Below are 16,598 nucleotides of genomic sequence, written 5' to 3' on the forward strand. Positions count from 1 at the left end.
GAATAAAAAGGTTGTACTATGGAAAATACTGGAATTTGGATTACAGTCTTCATCGTGCTGTTTGTGCTCGGCTCAATTTTCGGGCTACGTGTCAGCCCAAGAGAGAAAGCATTAGGCCTGATGCGTGAAAGAGCGCGCAAGATGGCTTTGCATCCGCGTTTGGTGGCCGCTCCCGATTGGACCAAAGTGCCCATGGCAACGGAAAAACGCGCCAGCATGGTGGCCTATTACAGCGTCTTAATTCCAGATGCCCGACTGCCATTGATGCGTGCACGGGTCGAAGATCAAAAACTCAAAGTTGTGCAGGGCGATGAAAAGTTTAACGATTTGCCCATTGCATTAAAGGGCATTTATGCTATTGATATGCAGGCAAACTGTGTAGGACTCTATTGGGATGAAGAATCAGACCTTCGGGCAACACAGTTAGATGACATCAAAGCTTATTTAACGTCTTTGGCTGAACTTTAATTTATAACTCCATCAAACAGGATTAACGGTTAACTATGGCGAACGCTCCTCGGTCCACATCCAAAAGCACCCCAGCAAAATCACCGAGTGCTGCGAACAAACGTGCCTTAGTGATTGTGGAGTCGCCTGCAAAAGCGAAAACAATCAACAAATATCTGGGTCCAAATTACATCGTAAAATCATCGGTGGGCCATGTCCGTGACTTGCCGACGGGCGGTTCGAAAACGGCAGAGAAAAAACCGGCAACCCGTACCAAACTGACCGATGAACAAAAAGCGGAAAAAGCGCAACAGGCTTTGGTCAACCGTATGGGCGTTGACCCTGAGCATGGCTGGAAAGCGCACTATGAAGTGCTTCCAGGCAAAGAAAATGTCGTGGCGGAACTGAAAAAACTGGCATCGCAAGTCGATGAAGTCTACCTTGCAACGGATTTGGACCGTGAAGGGGAAGCCATTGCCTGGCATTTAAAAGAAGTCATTGGCGGAGATGATTCACGCTATCAGCGCGTGGTGTTTAACGAAATTACTAAAAATGCCATTCAGGAAGCTTTTAAACAGCCGGCACGCCTGGATATCGATAAGGTCAATGCGCAGCAAGCCCGCCGTTTCCTCGACCGTGTTGTAGGCTTCATGATCTCGCCACTGTTATGGGAAAAAATTGCCCGCGGTTTGTCGGCAGGTCGTGTACAGTCGGTTGCCGTCAAACTGGTAGTGGAACGCGAACGTGAAATTCGTGCCTTCATTCCTGAAGAATACTGGCAGGTTTTTGCAGATACCAAATCTCAAAAAGATGATATCCGCCTTGAAGCGGTGAAGCAGGGCGGTAAAATCCTCAAGCTGCACAATAAGGCTGAAACCGATGCCTTATTGAATCTGATCAAAGATGCTGAATATAAAGTTGCCAGTCGTGAAGATAAACCGACCAAGGTCAACCCAAGCGCACCATATATCACCTCAACCCTGCAACAGGCTGCAAGCACACGTTTAGGTTTTTCTGTAAAGAAAACCATGATGCTGGCGCAGCGTCTGTATGAAGCAGGTTTTATCACCTACATGCGTACCGACTCCACTTTCCTGAGCGATGATGCAGTCAATATGGTGCGTGGTCATATTGAATCTGAGTTTGGTGCAAAATATCTGCCTGCCAAGCCAAACCGTTATGGCAACAAGGCGGGTGCACAAGAAGCCCATGAAGCCATTCGCCCTTCAAATGTGGCGTTGAAAGGCGACAGCCTTGCAGGCGTAGAACGTGATGCACAGCGTTTGTATGACCTGATCTGGCGCCAGTTTGTAGCCTGTCAGATGACTCCGGCAGAATATCTGTCTTCGACCATTTTAGTCGATGCCAACGGTGTGGAGCTGAAAGCCAAAGGCCGTACTCTGGTCTTTGATGGTTTCACCAAAGTGCGCGGACAAAACAAGTCGGATGATGATGTGTTATTGCCTGCCGTGAAAGTGGGTGAAATACTGAAACTGGAAAAACTGGATCCATCACAGCACTTCACCAAACCGCCGGCACGTTTCACTGAAGCCTCACTGGTAAAAGAATTAGAGAAAAAAGGGATTGGTCGTCCTTCGACTTATGCCGCCATTATTTCCACCATTCAGGATCGTGGCTATGTGAAGCTGGATAATCGTCGTCTTTTTGCCGAAAAGATGGGCGAAATTGTGACCGATCGTCTGGATGAAAGTTTCAATAACCTGATGAACTATGACTTTACCGCAGATCTTGAAGGTCAGCTGGATAAAGTGGCAGATGGTCAGCGGAACTGGAAAGAGTTGCTGGATAATTTCTACGGCGACTTTAAGAAGCGCTTGACCACAGCACAAGGCGAGCACGGCATGCGCCGTAACCTGCCTGTGGAAGTGGAAGCGGTACATTGCCCTGAATGTTCGCGTCCAATGCAGATTCGTACTGGAACCACAGGCGTATTTTTGGGATGTTCAGGCTATAACCTGCCGCCTAAAGAGCGTTGTAAAGGCACGCTGAATTTAACCCCGGTTGAGTCTCTGGCCGCGCTGTCGGATGACGATGCAGCAGAAACGGCTGACTTGATGTCGAAAAAACGCTGTCCGATTTGTGGTACAGCCATGGACAGCTATGTAATTGATGGCGGCCGTAAACTGCATATATGCGGGAACAATCCGGACTGTGCCGGTTTTGAACTGGAAGAAGGCGAGTTCAAGATCAAGGGGTATGATGGTCCAACCATTCCATGTGATAAATGTCATGGCGAGATGCAGCTCAAGACCGGTCGTTTTGGACCTTACTTTGCCTGCACCAGTTGTGACAATACCCGTAAAGTGTTAAAGAATGGTCAGCCTGCACCTCCGCGTGTAGATCCAATTAAAATGGAACACCTGCGTTCGACCAAGCATGATGACTTCTTTGTCCTTCGTGATGGTGCAGCCGGTCTGTTCCTGGCAGCCAGCAAATTCCCGAAAGTGCGTGAAACCCGCGCACCGAAAGTGGCTGAACTCCGTACCGTGGCCGAGCAGCTGGATCCCAAATATCAGTTTATTTTACAAGCACCGGATGTCGACCCTGAAGGCAACCCAACCTTGGTGAAATTCAGTCGTAAGAATCAGGCGCAATATATTGGTTCGGAAACGCCTGAAGGCAAGCAAACCAAATGGTCACTGGTTTTCAATGATGGAAAATGGGTTGAAGCTTAAGTTTTAAGAAATGCAAAAAATGCTGACGGAAGTCGGCATTTTTTATGCTAATAGCACGACGGAACTTTATCGTGAATAAATTAAATTGGAGAAGCTCATCTGTGACTTTGGCTTTGCCTAAATGAGAAGTAAAGCTTCGCAAGAAAGGCATTGTCATCCACATAACTCGCCAGTTACCGTTAGCTTTTTCATTCTTAGCAGGAATATTCTATATTTTATAAAGGTTTGTCTTGGACAGTTACGGATGATTTCTTGTGTATCCAATGTTTGGATGGATTGTTAAAATTTGATTGCTTAATAACGAGAAAAATTAATGTGGAAAAATATTCGCATACTGTGTTTACTCATCATTCTGTTGATTGTTGCAGTCAATGCCTACCGTGACCAGAACCAGGACTGGTCCAAACCCATTATTGTCATGCTGCATCCTGTCAATGCAGATGGGCGAGCTGCGACTCAAAGCTATATTCAATCGCTGAATTTGTCTGAACTGAATGGAGCACAAGCATATCTCCAGCAGATGTCGGCACAGTATCGCGGACAGCCAATTGTCATTTATTTTCAGTTGGGTCGTGAACTGAAACAATTGCCCCCGAAAGTGCCGCAACAGGCAACCATGCTGGATAATATTTTATGGAGTCTGAAATTCCGTTTTTATGCATGGAAACAGCATGAACGTGCTGACGGTTCACCCAGTGTGACCCTGTATTTAAATTATTATGATCCCGAAAAAATTAAAGAGTTGAAACATTCCACTGCCTTGCAAAAAGGCCGTATTGGCTCGGTGAATTTATTTGCATCGAAAAAACAGGCTGAACAAAACAAGATTGTACTGGTACATGAGTTGCTCCATGCTTTTGGTGCAAGTGACAAATATGATTTAACGACGGGTCAGCCCATTTATCCACTGGGTTATGCCTATCCAAAGCAGCAGCCTTTATTTCCGCAAGTCAAGGCCGAGCTGATGGCGGGATATATCCCGGTTTCGGAACAAAAAAGCAAAATGCCGGATTCATTGAAGCAGACTTTAATTAATGAAATGACCGCAATTGAATTGGGCTGGAAAAAATAATCCTTGGGGATAACGATGCTTTTATCCACAGCTGAACGCGGGGCTGTGGATTAAAATGCAGAGAAATAACAGACTTTTGACCGAAAATCAGCTAAAACTACAGGTATTCCTAAACAAAAGACTTGAGAAAAAACATGAGAACAGTAGGAAATGATTTGGTTCGACATCAGCTGCATGAAAATCGAAAGTGGTATTTAGGTCTGGGCATTGTGCTGACCCTGTTTGGTCTGGTATTGCTTGCTTCGCTGCCTTTTGCCACGCTTTCTGTGGTGTTCCTGTTCGGCATACTGATGATGATTGGCGGTATTCTGCACTTTGTTGCAGCTTTTAAAATTTTTGAAGGGGGCACTCGGTGGTTATGGGCATTGTTTGGCGTACTGTATCTGGTCGCTGGTTATTATGCTTTTAGCACACCTGTAAAAACCGCGGTTGTGCTGACCAATCTGCTGGCCATTGTATTAATTGTGGCAGGTATCATCCGTATTTTTAGTGCCATTATTTTTAAAGCCTATCAAGGTTGGGGCTGGATCTTATTTTCGGGCCTGCTGACCCTGATTACAGGCATCATTATTTTAATGTCACCGGATGCATCCTTCTGGGTATTGGGACTGTTTCTTGCTATAGATATTTTGTTCCAGGGAATTAATTATCTGACCTTGGCGTCTTATATCAAACATGAAGTACCGCAAAGTTCGGCAGATGTATAACAGTGAACTGGGAGAAAAGGGCGCATAGAGCGCTCTTTTTTATTGTATAAAGATTTATTGCTTTCATCTTTTGTTGATTATGCCTAAAACCTTTGTCCTTGCCCCCGATTCCTTTAAAGAAAGTATGACTGCCGAGCAGGCCTGTCAGGCCATGCGGCGTGGCATTCAGAATGTATGTCCAGATGCGGTGTGTATTTCGGTGCCCATGGCAGATGGGGGTGAAGGTACCGTGGATGCCTTAATTGCTGCACAAGGTGGACAAAAGGTTGATTGTGAAGTCAGTGGCCCTTTAGCAGAGTACAAAATAAAAACCTATTTCAGTCTGGTGCACCAAGGTAAAACGGCGGTCATTGAAATGGCCAAAGCCAATGGCATTCATCTATTAGATAAATCACAGCGTAATCCTTTATTTACCAGTACTTTGGGTACTGGGGAGATGATTAAAACTGCACTGGATTTAGGCGTGTCTAAAATCATGATCGGTTTGGGCGGCAGCGTGACCAATGATGGCGGTGCCGGTATGGCACAGGCCTTGGGTGCGAAATTTCTCGATGCTGCAGGTTGCGATGTTGCTGTAGGCGGTGGTCAGCTTGACCAGATTCAAAAGATTGATCTTTCAGGCTTGGATGCAAGATTAACACAGGTTGAAATCCTGATTGCTTCTGATGTGAATAATCCCTTATGTGGTGCAAATGGCGCATCATATATTTTTGGGCCACAGAAAGGGGCTACGCCTGAAATGGTGAGGTTATTGGATCAGAACCTTGCACATTTTGCCGATGTGGTTGAAGCAGAATTAAGCATCAGTAAACAAAATATTGCAGGAGCAGGTGCGGCAGGTGGTCTGGGTTTCGGTCTGATGGCTTTTGCCCATGCTTCCATTCAATCCGGCGTTGAACTGGTGATTGAAGAAACTCATCTGGCTGAAAAAATTGCCCAAGCCGATTATGTGTTGACGGGTGAAGGCAAAATTGATTTTCAAACCAAATTTGGCAAAACCCCGTTTGGGGTGGCGCAGGTCGCGAAGCGATTGAATAAGCCTGTGATTGCTTTTGCGGGTGTAGTTGGCGAGGGTATTAATGAACTATATGACTTGGGTTTTAGTCAAATTATCGGGATTAATCCCCCTCATATTGATTTAGAAGCTGCGATGAAAGATGCTGAAAGGCATTTGGAAGATACAGTAGTTACAGTGTTAAACAAACTTGAAAAGTGATCATGCTAAATTCTAAAAACGGAAAGCATCACGGCACCGAAAGGATGTGAATAGGTAAATACTAACGCGTAGGCAAATTTTACTTTTCAGGGATGAAAAGTAACAAAAATCCTGTGTTGAACTGATTCAACATCCCTGTTTCACAGTTCAACAGGCGACATCCATGTTGCCTTTCTGGATGGCAGAATATAGGGATAGATTCAATTTTTAAGTAGATCAATCTCAGATTTATGGTCAGCTCTGTTAAACTATTCGTCTATTGAACACGATGAGACACCATGAGTTTAGCCACCCTGATTAATGAATTAAACCCGCAACAAAAACAGGCTGCCACCACCGAGGCAAAGCATAGTCTGGTACTTGCAGGGGCAGGCTGTGGCAAAACCAAAACCATTGTGGCTCGTGCAGCTTACTTGATTGATCAAGGTGTGCCGGCCAATCAAATCCAGATTCTGACCTTTACCCGCCGTGCAGCAAGTGAAATTGTGGCGCGGGTCGAATTGGCGCTGGGCGAACAGGCCAAAGGCTTGCGTGCTTCCACCTTTCATACCTTTTGCATGTATCTGCTGCGCCGAATTCCCAAAGCTTTTGGTCTGGAACAGTTTTCGATTATCGACCGGGATGATCAGCTGATGATGTTCCGTTTAATTCGCGGCAAGGATGATAAAAAAAATCCCAATGCCCTGCCCAAGCCGCAGCAGCTCTGTGATCTGTATTCCTTTGCCCGCAATACACGGCAAAAACTGAGTATTGCCCTGGAAAAACAGCTGCCTGAATTTCTGGAATATAAAGATCAAATCGCGGACATCATGAAAGAATACGAAGCACGAAAACGTGCCCGCAGCTTTCTGGATTATGACGATATTTTGGCAGTGGTGGCTTCAGCACTAGCGCAATCGGAAGGGCTTACTGATTATGTGGCCTCGATTTGCCAGCATATGCTGGTGGATGAAATGCAGGATACCAATCCACTGCAATGGGCATTGCTGGAACCTTTAAAGGATAAAGTCAGCCTGTTCTGTGTCGGGGATGATGCCCAGGCCATTTACGGTTTTCGTGGTGCGGACTTTGAAAATATTCATCATTTTAAAGAACGCGTACCGGATGCACAGATTTTTAAACTGGAACAGAATTACCGTTCTACCCAGCAAATTCTAGACTTGTCTAACTGGCTGCTGGGTCAAAGCTCAATCAAATATGACAAGCGTCTGGATGCACATCGTGGCGAGGGGATTAAACCCAAACTGCATATCTTCCCGAACGAGTTTGATGAAGCCAAATGGATTGCCATTGATATCAAAGAGCGGCATTTTCTGCAAGGTACGCCGTGGCATGACCATATGGTGCTGGTGCGTTCCAGTTTTGCGGCACGCCACATCGAAGCGGCCTTTATTCAGGCCAATGTGCCTTACCGTTTTATAGGTGGCATGAAACTGCTGGAAACCGCACATGTCAAAGATCTGCTCAGTTTATTGCGGGTGATTGCCAATCCGCTGGATGATATTGCCTGGATGCGTTTCCTGACCTTGTGGAATGGTGTGGGAGATGTCGGGGCCAGCAAGCTGGCGCAGCAATTATTGCATCAGCCGGATCAGGACCTGATTTTCGAGAAACTGGAAAAATTCGGACGAATTCCCGAAAAAACGCTGCTGATCATGAAGCAGATGTCGGTATTAAAAGATCAGGTGCAGGCTTGTGTGACTTTGGGAATTGAAGCACTGCTGGAGCAGCTTGAGGAAAACTACGCAAAAAAAGACTGGTCGAAACGCCTGGGCGATTTTGACCTGGTCAAGCAGCTGGCCACCAAGCATGATCAGCTGAGTGAATTTCTGGAAGAATATGTGCTCGATCCGGTCTCGATTTCTGAAATTGAACGCCAGTCTGAAGATGATGTGGTGACGCTGATTACCATCCATTCTGCCAAAGGGACAGAACAGAAGATTTGCTATGTCGCGAATGTGTCTGCGGGACAGTATCCGCATGCACGTGCGCAGGGCAATTTTGACGAAGTGGAAGAAGAGCGCCGGGTGCTCTATGTGGCTTTAACCCGGGCCAAAAATGAACTGATTTTAACCAAACAGAATCTGAATCTCTGGGCGCGCGATCAGGTCGATGAACAGGGACGAAAAATTGAAAGTTATTTCCTGAATGACCTTACCCGCAACCTCTGCACGACCGAGACCCATTACAAGCCGCGTCAGCAAACCGTAAAAAGTGCCTTGATTGAGCGGCAAGCGATTAATTTAGATTTTGGTATCGATCTCGATTAAACTATCTCAAGAGTAAAGTGCAAAAAGTAAGTAGGCGAGTGCTTTTTGGTTTTTTTAGCCTATTTAAAGGTCATCAGATGAAAATTTTAGTTCGTAATTTAGAACGTACAGTGACAGAAGCTGAATTGCTGGAATTGTTTAAGCAATATGGCACGGTAGATTCATGCACTTTGGTTTTAGATGCTGCAACAGGTAAATCAAAAGGCTTTGCTTTTGTGGAAATGCCACATGGCCGTGAAGCGGTGAAAGCAATTAAAGGCTTAAATACTTTGCGTTTGCATGGACAGGGTATTCGTGTGAAACAGGCAGAAGACAAGCCAGCAGCAAACTAAAGATTAAAAGGAGCAAGGCTCCTTTTTTTATGGACAAAATAACCAGGCTTTAATCAGGTTGAATTGGTCTATTGAATCCCCATCTCTTGATCTGGAAGGACGTAAATTATTCTGGCTGAAATCATCCATGATCATTGAAGTGACAGCAGATCTCTCACTTATTGAAATTAATCTTCCACAATTTTTAATGTCATTTTTCTGAAAGACCGTTTAATCTTAACAGTGTAATCACGCCAAAACTTAGGAAATCACCATGTCTCGTGTTGCTCGCTTTCATGCCGATCGTACCAATCAAAAACTGTATTTTGCACGTCTTGCATGTCAACAAGCGGAACAGACCGATCACATTCAGCAGGCTCAGGCACATCGTGAAGCCGCTGTATTTCATTTGCATGGTGCAGTATTGGCATTTTTACAAGAGTTGGTGCGTTACTACCGTTTAAATGACTTTGCTCCGACCCTGAAATCCATTGAAGAACATATGGCAGAAAAAGGGCAGGTCTCGCCTGAAGTGACTGTAATGCAGCAGTTGGCGAAACAGGGTTTTATTGCCGAGCTAAAACGTGCCTACCGTATGTGTCAATATGCACCGGAACCGAGTGCGCCAGAACCTGAAGATGAAACCTCTTCCAATCTGATTATTAAAGTGACTCAAACCCCTCAAGCTTGGTTGCCGGATACCAAAATCCTGCGTGAATGGCATCGTGACCTGACCCAGTTAATTGACGGTTTTCGCAATGAAATGGTTGAATTTTAAACTTTACGACCAGTGCTCTTGAAGTTTCTGTCATTGACCTTATATAAATAGTCTAAGTAATGCAAAGTGCAACAGCCCTTTGCCACCATGTTGAACATGGAGGATATATGTCTATAGAACATTTGAAAGAATTATTTGGTAGTCAAGAAGCGATTTTAGAACTTGTTCAACTTGAAGGTGGTGAGTTGGCATTGCGAAATGCAGGCTCTGAAAAAGAACCGCTGGTTAAGATTCAGTTTAATGATCAGGTCAAAGCGTTACTTGGTGATCAAACGCCGGTGATTGCCCAGCACATGATGCAGGCGGCTCTGTTTGCCATGATGGAAAAGCAGGTCAATGAATGGCAGGCTGAAATTGTGGATGAACAACCGAAGTATATGAGCTAAGCTTATTTGAACCTAAAAAAAGCGCACTGAAGTGCGCTTTTTTATGCAATGAAGATCAGTGTGTCGGTGCCTGATGATGCGCAATCTGGATCTGGTTTAAAATATGATTGGTCATGTTGATGGCCATTTCTTCTTTGGCAAAATAAACCTGACCGATATTTTCACGGCGAATCACTTCAGCTTCTTCCTTGCTTTCGGCACAGACGAGAACTTGAATCTGTGGATTCAAGGTTTTGGCAATATCGACAATTTTATGAATATCCAGAATATCCATCGGAGACAGCACCAGCAAGCGTGCATGCTGAATATGGGCCTGAATGAGTACCCCGGCTTCGGTTGCACGTCCCGATACCGCTGCAATGCCTTTGTCACGCAAACTTTCAACGATCTCGCGGTTTTCTTCGGCAATCACTACCTTGATATCCTGCTTCATTAAGGCTTTGGTAATGCGACGACCGACTTCACCATGACCGACAATCACCACCTGATCACGCAAATATTCTTGTGAAACTTCATCTGGCAACATGGACAGCGGGTCACCGCTACGTTCAAGCAAGCGGGCCAAATGTGAGCGTTCACGAATCCAGTTCTGTACCGGTTCAATGGCAGAGAACACAAATGAATTTAGCGTAATCGAGATAAGTGCACCGGCTAAAATCAGATTTTGTCCTTCTAAAGACAAGAGATGTAGTGAAACGCCTAAGGTTGCCAAAATAAAAGAAAACTCGCCAATTTGTGCAAGGCTGGCACCCACGGTTAAGGCGGTGTTAATGGGATAACGGAAGAACAGTACCAGTGCCATTGCTGCGATGGTTTTCCCCACCATAATAATTGCCACCACGGCCAGGACATGCCAAGGCTGCTGCACTAAGATCATGGGGTCAAACAGCATGCCCACCGAAACAAAGAATAAAATGGAAAAAATTTCGCGTAGCGGGAGCGTTTCTTCTTCTGCACGGTGGCTAAAATCGGATTCTTTAACCACCATCCCGGCGAAAAATGCGCCAAGCGCCATCGACACGCCAAAAACCTTATAAGCACCAAAGGCAATCGAAACCGCAGCGGCCACTACGGTCAAGGTAAACAGTTCACGTGATCCCAGACGGGCAACGATCTGCATAATCCAGGGAACCAGACGTTTACCCACAATCAGCATAAAGGCAATAAAGCCAGCCACTTTCAATAATGTGACAGCTAAGGTCATCCAGATATTGGCATTCGGGTCTGAGCCGGAAATTGCTGTTCCACCCAGTAAAACAGCAGTGGCAGGAAGAAGGACCAAAACCAGCACCATGACCAGATCTTCAACCAATAACCAGCCCACCGCAATTTTACCGTTTACGGAGTTGATCAAGCCTCGGTCACCCAAAGCTTTGAGTAACACTACCGTACTGGCACAGGACAGGCTCAGGCCAAACACCAGGGCTGAGCCAAAGTTCCAGCCCCAGATCATGGAAACGCCTATGCCCAGTAAGGTCGCTACCGCAATTTGCAGTACTGCACCCGGTAAGGCAATACGCCGTACCTGCATCAGATCGGTTAGGGAAAAGTGCATCCCGACACCAAACATCAGGAACATGACCCCCAGTTCAGCCAGCTGGTTAGCAAGATGAATATCCCCTACGATACCGGGGGTATTCGGGCTAATCACAATACCAGCAACTAAGTAGCCAATCAGAGGGGGGAGACGAATACGCGCAGCAATATAGCCAAAAATGAGTGCCAGTCCAAAGCCAACGGCAAGTAATATAATCAGATCTACATCATGAGGCACTAAAAACTCCTTAAGCTTGAGCCAAAGTTAAGGGTAAAAAAGAATAAGCATAAAAAATGCCAAAAAAAAGAATAACAAGAAGTGTAGCAAGTCGAATAAAAAAAATGCAAAAAAAAACGACCCGGAGGGTCGCTTTTTTCAAGAAGTCAAAATTATTTAATTTTAGCTTCTTTGAAGATTACGTGTTGACGGATTTTTGGATCAAATTTTTTGATTTCCATTTTTTCCGGCATAGTACGTTTGTTCTTAGTCGTAGTATAGAAATAACCTGTACCAGCTGAAGAAACTAGGCGAATTTTATCACGCATTGTACTGACTCCTTAGATCTTTTGACCTTGAGCACGAAGATCAGCAACAACCTTTTCAATGCCCAATTTGTCGATAATACGCATACCCTTAGTGGTTAAACGAAGACGTACGAAACGTTTTTCGCTTTCTAACCAGAAACGGTGGTGATGCAGGTTCGGCTCGAACCGGCGTTTGGTTTTGTTATTGGCGTGCGAGACATTGTTTCCAACGACTGGACGCTTGCCGGTAACTTGGCAAACCTTAGACATGGTGAACTCCATTGCTAGACAGCACCGATTGTGCGGCTAGTCATTAAAAGTAAACGGATGAAATCATTCAAGGGGCGTTTTATACCAAAAATACGCTTAAAAGACAAGCGAATTTAAGAAAAACGCGGCATGATCATGTGTAATAGATCATGCCTTGATCAGTTATCGAAGAAGGGTCTTGGAAATCAGTTTGTGAATCGGCTTGTTAAACGGTGGGAGAATGAATTTTAAGCTATACAGCTTTGGATTAGACATCACTGACCGTTCATGCGACAAACTGAAGAAACCTTCTGGACCATGATATTTGCCCATACCTGAAGCACCGACTCCACCAAAAGGTAAGTCATCCTGTGCCACATGGGTCAATACCATATTTTGCCCGAAATGCCCTGAATGAGTATGCTGTGCGACATAGTCGGCACGCGCCTGATCAAAGTCGAAATAGTATAATGCAAGTGGACGAGGACGGCTATTAATAAAGTCAATTACATCGTCAATTTGATCATATTCCAGAATAGGAAGGATCGGGCCGAAAATTTCCTCTTTCATAATCCGCATTTCCGTGGTGACACCGGTCACGATGGTTGGCGCAATTTTACGAACTTTGCTTAAATCTTCATGTGCCGGATTTAATTCAATAATTTTGGCACCTTGGATGCGGGCATCTTCCAGATAGCCCTGCAGGCGGTTGTATTGTTTGTCATTAATAATCGAGGTGTAATCCTGATTGTACTCAATACTCGGATACATCTCTTCTACACAGGCTTTAAAATACTCAATAAATTCGGCCGTTTTACCTTTAGGCAGGAACATATAGTCCGGTGCCACACAGGTTTGACCTGAATTCCAGAGTTTACCTGCAGCCAGGCGCTGTGCCACATCTTGCAAATCAATAGAAGGATGAACCAGTACCGGTGATTTGCCGCCCAGCTCCAAAATTACCGGCACCAGGTTTTCTGCGGCTGCTGCCATCACGGTTTTACCAATTTCGGTTGAACCTGTAAAAACAATTTTATCAAAGGCTAAATGGCTAAAAGCATCGGAAACGGGTCCACCGCCATTAATCACGGCCACCAGTTCGGTCGGAAACGCTTCGCCTAGGGCTTTTTCCAAGGCACGGCCAAAATGGCTGGAGGCACTGGAGATTTTGATCATGGCATGGTTGCCGGCTGCAATTGCACAGATCAGCGGACCCACCGACAATAATAAAGGATAGTTCCACGGGGCAATAATCCCGATCACGCCCAAGGGCTGACATTGCACCCAGGCTTTTGCCGGCTGATGGATAATTCCAACATGGCGTTTCGATGGTTTCATCCAACCGGTCAAATGCTTGCTATAATATTTAATCTGTTCAAGACAGGTGAGCAGTTCGCCGATTTTGGTTTCACCCACAGAACGGTTACCATAGTCTTGATTAATTGCCTCGGCAAATTGATCTTGATATTTAACTAAGATACGCTTGAGACGCGCTAAACGGTCAATACGTTCTTTTGCCGATGGAAAAGAATGACGTAGATAAGCGTGCTTTTGCTGTTCTAGCACGTCGTATAAGTGCTGAATATTAAACGAATGTGGTGTCATTGAAGTTGTTTTTGTTTGACTGTTCATGACCTGCTACCATTAAATAAAAAGCGATTAATTTAATTTTTAGAGTAAAAGCTCTAAATAGTCAAGTTACTTTATGTGTTAGCTCGCTAACCTATTGAATGAATGGTTACTTTAGGATGTCTCACTCCAAAACGGTGAAAACCAAAGAACGTATTTTACAGCTCAGCTTACAGTTATTTAATGAGCGCGGTGAGCGTTCTGTAACAACCAATCATATTGCAGCTGAACTGAATATGAGTCCAGGTAATTTGTATTACCACTTTCGCAATAAGAACGAAATCATCAAAGAGTTGATGGAGCAGTATCAAGGCGAAACTCTGGAGATGCTGGCATTGCCTGATGATCGTCCGCTTGATGCTAACGATAAAATTCGTTATTTTCAGGTGCTGAGCAGCCAGCTTTGGGCGTATCGCTTTTTGCATCGTGATGTTTATCATCTTGTTGAAAATAATGAAGATTTTCGCAAAATGTATCCGCGTTTTGCCGGACAGGTGATGCAGCAGGGGAAAAAAATCTATAAAGCTTTCGTGAATGCAGGCTTAATGGAAATGACAGATTCAGAAATTGAAGCCCTGATTATTAACTTGTGGATTGTTTTGACCAACTGGACTAACTTCCTGTATATGTCGGGTCATATTACCGATTCGAACCATCTGGAAGAAAAATGGGTCTGGCAGGCATTGCGCCAGATGGTATTTCTGGAAGGGGCTTACCTGCGTGGTGAAAGCCGTCAAACCTATGAACATTTACTTGAAACGCTCGGCCCTTCAGAGCTTTTTGAAAGTTTATCGTCCAGTAAAAAACACGATGCGGGCTAGCCTATTTAGAAAGCCTGAAAAAAGCGTTAGAATACTCGGCTTGTTTTTCAATTTAACTGATTAGTGATATTAACCAACATGAATATGTCCACTGCTAACACAGCACGTTTACTGATTACTTGTGCAGATAAACCGGGTATCGTGCAGGCTGTTTCGAGCTTTTTGTATCATCAGGGAGCAAATATTACCGCACTTGATCAATACGCGACTGAAGCTCAGGGCGGGCGCTATTTCATGCGTGTTGAATTTGAACTGGACAACTTGCAAAGCCGTAAAGAAAGTTTAACCCAGACGTTTGCCAGCAATGTGGCAGAACGCTATGACATGCACTGGCGTCTGGCACTGGTCAGTGATGTGAAAAAAGTCGGGATTCTGGTTTCTAAAGTGGATCATGCATTGCTTGAGCTGTTATGGCGTCATGCGCGTGGCGGTTTACCGTGTGAAATTACCAAAGTGGTTTCCAATCATGAAACCTTGCGTGAAGCAGTAGAAAACTTCGGCATTCCATTTGAAGTGGTACCGGTGAATAAAGAAAATAAACGTGAAGCCTATGCCAAAATTGATGAAATCATGCAGGGCAACGATTTACTGATCCTCGCGCGTTATATGCAGATTCTGGACGAAGAATTCGTGCAAAAGTGGGAAATGAAAATCATCAACATCCATCATTCCTTCCTGCCAGCCTTTGTCGGTGCAAACCCGTATCAACAGGCGTATGACAAAGGGGTGAAACTGATTGGTGCAACAGCGCATTATGTGACTGCTGACCTCGATCAGGGACCGATTATTGAACAGGATGTGGAACGTGTGAATCATGATTTCACCGTTGAGCAGCTGCGTGAACTCGGACAAGATGTGGAACGAAATGTTTTGGCCCGTGCCGTGAAATGGCATCTGGAAGACCGTATTATTGTGGATGGTAACAAAACGGTTGTTTTTCAATAAGTATTGCTATTTATACCGATTAAAAAGGCATGTTTTAGGCATGCCTTTTTCGTTTTTGATTCAAAAAACTCATCAAAACGGGCATTTTAATAGTTGCAAATGAAAACACTTCTCATTTATTATTGGCGTGCTTTAATTGTACTAACCGATGAGCCTGATTGCTAAAATCTTTATAGATCTACAATCGCTTAAATTAGGTAACTGATTTTAATGAGTCAATCTTCCGCTCTAAATATGCAAACTCCCAATCCAATGAAAAAGAAAGTGATCACTGCCTTGCTTGCGGTGGTGGTGGGTCACATGGGTGTGTTGTGGGCGGTAGGGCAAATGAAAGCCCCGGAACTCAAACCGATTGAAAAAGAACCGTTAAAGGTACGGTTTGTAAAAATTCAAGAACCACCAAAACCGTTACCACCGAAGCCTAAAGCGGAACCCAAAAAAGAACCACCAAAACCGAAAGAAGTGAAACAGGTTGAAATTGTAAAAAAACAGCTTCCACCACCACCGAAGAAGGTAGAAAAGGTTCAACAAGTTAAAAAAGCAGAAGCACCGAAACCCGTGATCAAACCGGTGGAAGCACCGCCGAAACCTACAGTGAGCACGACGATTTCTGAAACGAGAGTGGTGAAACCTGCTCCGGTGACTCCACCCCCTGCGCCAACTCCGCCTGCACCACCAGCTCCGGTAGCGCCTCCTGCGCCGCCATCACCAAAAAATGTTTCTATTGGTGGTTCAGGAGTACAATGGAGCCGTTCGCCAAAGCCATCCTATAGCAACAGCGACTTGGAAGGCCAAACGCGTACTGCCATGGTGTATATTGAAGCGAATGAAAAAGGGGTAATTACTTCAGTACGTATGGTCCGTTCGACCGGTGTTCCTGCTTTAGATGAAAAGATTTTACGCTCAGTGCGTAGTTCCAAATTCAAACCGTACAAAGAAAATGGCGTGGCTTATCCAATCAAGGCTAACCTACCATTGGAATTGACAGTGAATCCACGCGGCTAACATTT

At 44.9% G+C, this 16,598-nt stretch carries 16 protein-coding genes; 12 read left to right on the plus strand and 4 right to left on the minus strand.

What is annotated here, in order from left to right; all coding sequences use genetic code 11:
• Positions 1-18: 18 nt before the first annotated feature.
• The 9 genes from H4I94_RS02215 to H4I94_RS02255 all read left to right on the plus strand — a co-directional run bounded on the left by H4I94_RS02215 (position 19) and on the right by H4I94_RS02255 (position 9,883).
• Entirely contained in the window at positions 19-468 is a 450-nt protein-coding gene (locus tag H4I94_RS02215) for an ammonium transporter (protein WP_092819059.1), read from the plus strand.
• Between the two features lie 35 nt (positions 469-503).
• Complete coding sequence (topA, locus tag H4I94_RS02220; RefSeq protein ID WP_261181249.1) at positions 504-3,143, plus strand: type I DNA topoisomerase; 2,640 nt, start codon at positions 504-506, stop codon at positions 3,141-3,143.
• Between the two features lie 313 nt (positions 3,144-3,456).
• Complete coding sequence (locus H4I94_RS02225) at positions 3,457-4,215, plus strand: hypothetical protein (protein WP_261181250.1); 759 nt, start codon at positions 3,457-3,459, stop codon at positions 4,213-4,215.
• Between the two features lie 134 nt (positions 4,216-4,349).
• Positions 4,350-4,922, plus strand: a complete 573-nt coding sequence (locus tag H4I94_RS02230) for an HdeD family acid-resistance protein (protein ID WP_092819055.1) — start codon at positions 4,350-4,352, stop codon at positions 4,920-4,922.
• 79 nt (positions 4,923-5,001) lie between these two features.
• Positions 5,002-6,138 (plus strand): glycerate kinase, encoded by a 1,137-nt coding sequence (locus H4I94_RS02235; RefSeq protein ID WP_261181251.1) that lies wholly within the window; start codon positions 5,002-5,004, stop codon positions 6,136-6,138.
• A 278-nt stretch (positions 6,139-6,416) separates the two neighbouring features.
• Positions 6,417-8,408 carry an ATP-dependent helicase gene (locus H4I94_RS02240; protein ID WP_261181252.1) on the plus strand — a complete coding sequence of 664 codons (1,992 nt, stop codon included), beginning with the start codon at positions 6,417-6,419 and terminating at the stop codon, positions 8,406-8,408.
• Positions 8,409-8,485: 77 nt separating this feature from the next.
• Entirely contained in the window at positions 8,486-8,740 is a 255-nt protein-coding gene (locus H4I94_RS02245; RefSeq protein WP_092819240.1) for an RNA recognition motif domain-containing protein, read from the plus strand.
• 253 nt (positions 8,741-8,993) lie between these two features.
• On the plus strand, positions 8,994-9,497 hold the full coding sequence (locus H4I94_RS02250; protein ID WP_092819052.1) for a DUF6586 family protein: 504 nt from the start codon (positions 8,994-8,996) through the stop codon (positions 9,495-9,497).
• Positions 9,498-9,604: 107 nt separating this feature from the next.
• Positions 9,605-9,883 (plus strand): hypothetical protein, encoded by a 279-nt coding sequence (locus H4I94_RS02255; protein WP_092819051.1) that lies wholly within the window; start codon positions 9,605-9,607, stop codon positions 9,881-9,883.
• A 55-nt stretch (positions 9,884-9,938) separates the two neighbouring features.
• Here the strand turns inward: H4I94_RS02255 and H4I94_RS02260 are convergent, their stop codons facing one another.
• From H4I94_RS02260 to H4I94_RS02275, 4 genes are all read right to left on the minus strand, one after another.
• Positions 9,939-11,657 carry a cation:proton antiporter gene (locus H4I94_RS02260; RefSeq protein ID WP_092819050.1) on the minus strand — a complete coding sequence of 573 codons (1,719 nt, stop codon included), beginning with the start codon at positions 11,655-11,657 and terminating at the stop codon, positions 9,939-9,941.
• Positions 11,658-11,809: 152 nt separating this feature from the next.
• Entirely contained in the window at positions 11,810-11,965 is a 156-nt protein-coding gene (rpmG, locus tag H4I94_RS02265; RefSeq protein WP_001205031.1) for a 50S ribosomal protein L33, read from the minus strand.
• Between the two features lie 12 nt (positions 11,966-11,977).
• Positions 11,978-12,214 (minus strand): 50S ribosomal protein L28, encoded by a 237-nt coding sequence (rpmB, locus tag H4I94_RS02270; protein ID WP_000048256.1) that lies wholly within the window; start codon positions 12,212-12,214, stop codon positions 11,978-11,980.
• Between the two features lie 162 nt (positions 12,215-12,376).
• Positions 12,377-13,825, minus strand: coding sequence for a coniferyl aldehyde dehydrogenase (locus H4I94_RS02275; RefSeq protein ID WP_261181253.1), 1,449 nt, complete (start codon positions 13,823-13,825; stop codon positions 12,377-12,379).
• Between the two features lie 116 nt (positions 13,826-13,941).
• Between H4I94_RS02275 and H4I94_RS02280 the strand changes: the two genes are divergently transcribed.
• The 3 genes from H4I94_RS02280 (at position 13,942) to H4I94_RS02290 (ending at position 16,593) form a co-directional block, all read left to right on the plus strand.
• A complete protein-coding gene (locus tag H4I94_RS02280) occupies positions 13,942-14,643 on the plus strand; it encodes a TetR/AcrR family transcriptional regulator (protein WP_261181254.1) in 702 nt (233 codons plus the stop codon).
• Between the two features lie 78 nt (positions 14,644-14,721).
• Positions 14,722-15,588 carry a formyltetrahydrofolate deformylase gene (purU, locus tag H4I94_RS02285; RefSeq protein WP_131272849.1) on the plus strand — a complete coding sequence of 289 codons (867 nt, stop codon included), beginning with the start codon at positions 14,722-14,724 and terminating at the stop codon, positions 15,586-15,588.
• Between the two features lie 210 nt (positions 15,589-15,798).
• A complete protein-coding gene (locus H4I94_RS02290) occupies positions 15,799-16,593 on the plus strand; it encodes an energy transducer TonB (protein WP_092819047.1) in 795 nt (264 codons plus the stop codon).
• The last annotated feature ends 5 nt before the right edge of the window (positions 16,594-16,598 follow it).

It is taken from the genome of Acinetobacter sp. T_3_1 (assembly GCF_025377055.1).
GTDB classification, from domain to species: Bacteria; Pseudomonadota; Gammaproteobacteria; order Pseudomonadales; family Moraxellaceae; genus Acinetobacter; species Acinetobacter kookii.

Coding starts and splice junctions, on each gene's coding strand:
- H4I94_RS02215 (WP_092819059.1), top strand. CDS start 19: ATGGAAAATACTGGAATTTGGATTACAGTCTTCATCGTGCTGTTTGTG.
- H4I94_RS02290 (WP_092819047.1), top strand. CDS start 15,799: ATGAGTCAATCTTCCGCTCTAAATATGCAAACTCCCAATCCAATGAAA.
- H4I94_RS02225 (WP_261181250.1), top strand. CDS start 3,457: ATGTGGAAAAATATTCGCATACTGTGTTTACTCATCATTCTGTTGATT.
- H4I94_RS02230 (WP_092819055.1), top strand. CDS start 4,350: ATGAGAACAGTAGGAAATGATTTGGTTCGACATCAGCTGCATGAAAAT.
- rpmG (WP_001205031.1), bottom strand. CDS start 11,965: ATGCGTGATAAAATTCGCCTAGTTTCTTCAGCTGGTACAGGTTATTTC.
- H4I94_RS02240 (WP_261181252.1), top strand. CDS start 6,417: ATGAGTTTAGCCACCCTGATTAATGAATTAAACCCGCAACAAAAACAG.
- topA (WP_261181249.1), top strand. CDS start 504: ATGGCGAACGCTCCTCGGTCCACATCCAAAAGCACCCCAGCAAAATCA.
- H4I94_RS02235 (WP_261181251.1), top strand. CDS start 5,002: ATGCCTAAAACCTTTGTCCTTGCCCCCGATTCCTTTAAAGAAAGTATG.
- rpmB (WP_000048256.1), bottom strand. CDS start 12,214: ATGTCTAAGGTTTGCCAAGTTACCGGCAAGCGTCCAGTCGTTGGAAAC.
- H4I94_RS02245 (WP_092819240.1), top strand. CDS start 8,486: ATGAAAATTTTAGTTCGTAATTTAGAACGTACAGTGACAGAAGCTGAA.
- purU (WP_131272849.1), top strand. CDS start 14,722: ATGAATATGTCCACTGCTAACACAGCACGTTTACTGATTACTTGTGCA.
- H4I94_RS02280 (WP_261181254.1), top strand. CDS start 13,942: ATGTCTCACTCCAAAACGGTGAAAACCAAAGAACGTATTTTACAGCTC.
- H4I94_RS02275 (WP_261181253.1), bottom strand. CDS start 13,825: ATGAACAGTCAAACAAAAACAACTTCAATGACACCACATTCGTTTAAT.
- H4I94_RS02250 (WP_092819052.1), top strand. CDS start 8,994: ATGTCTCGTGTTGCTCGCTTTCATGCCGATCGTACCAATCAAAAACTG.
- H4I94_RS02255 (WP_092819051.1), top strand. CDS start 9,605: ATGTCTATAGAACATTTGAAAGAATTATTTGGTAGTCAAGAAGCGATT.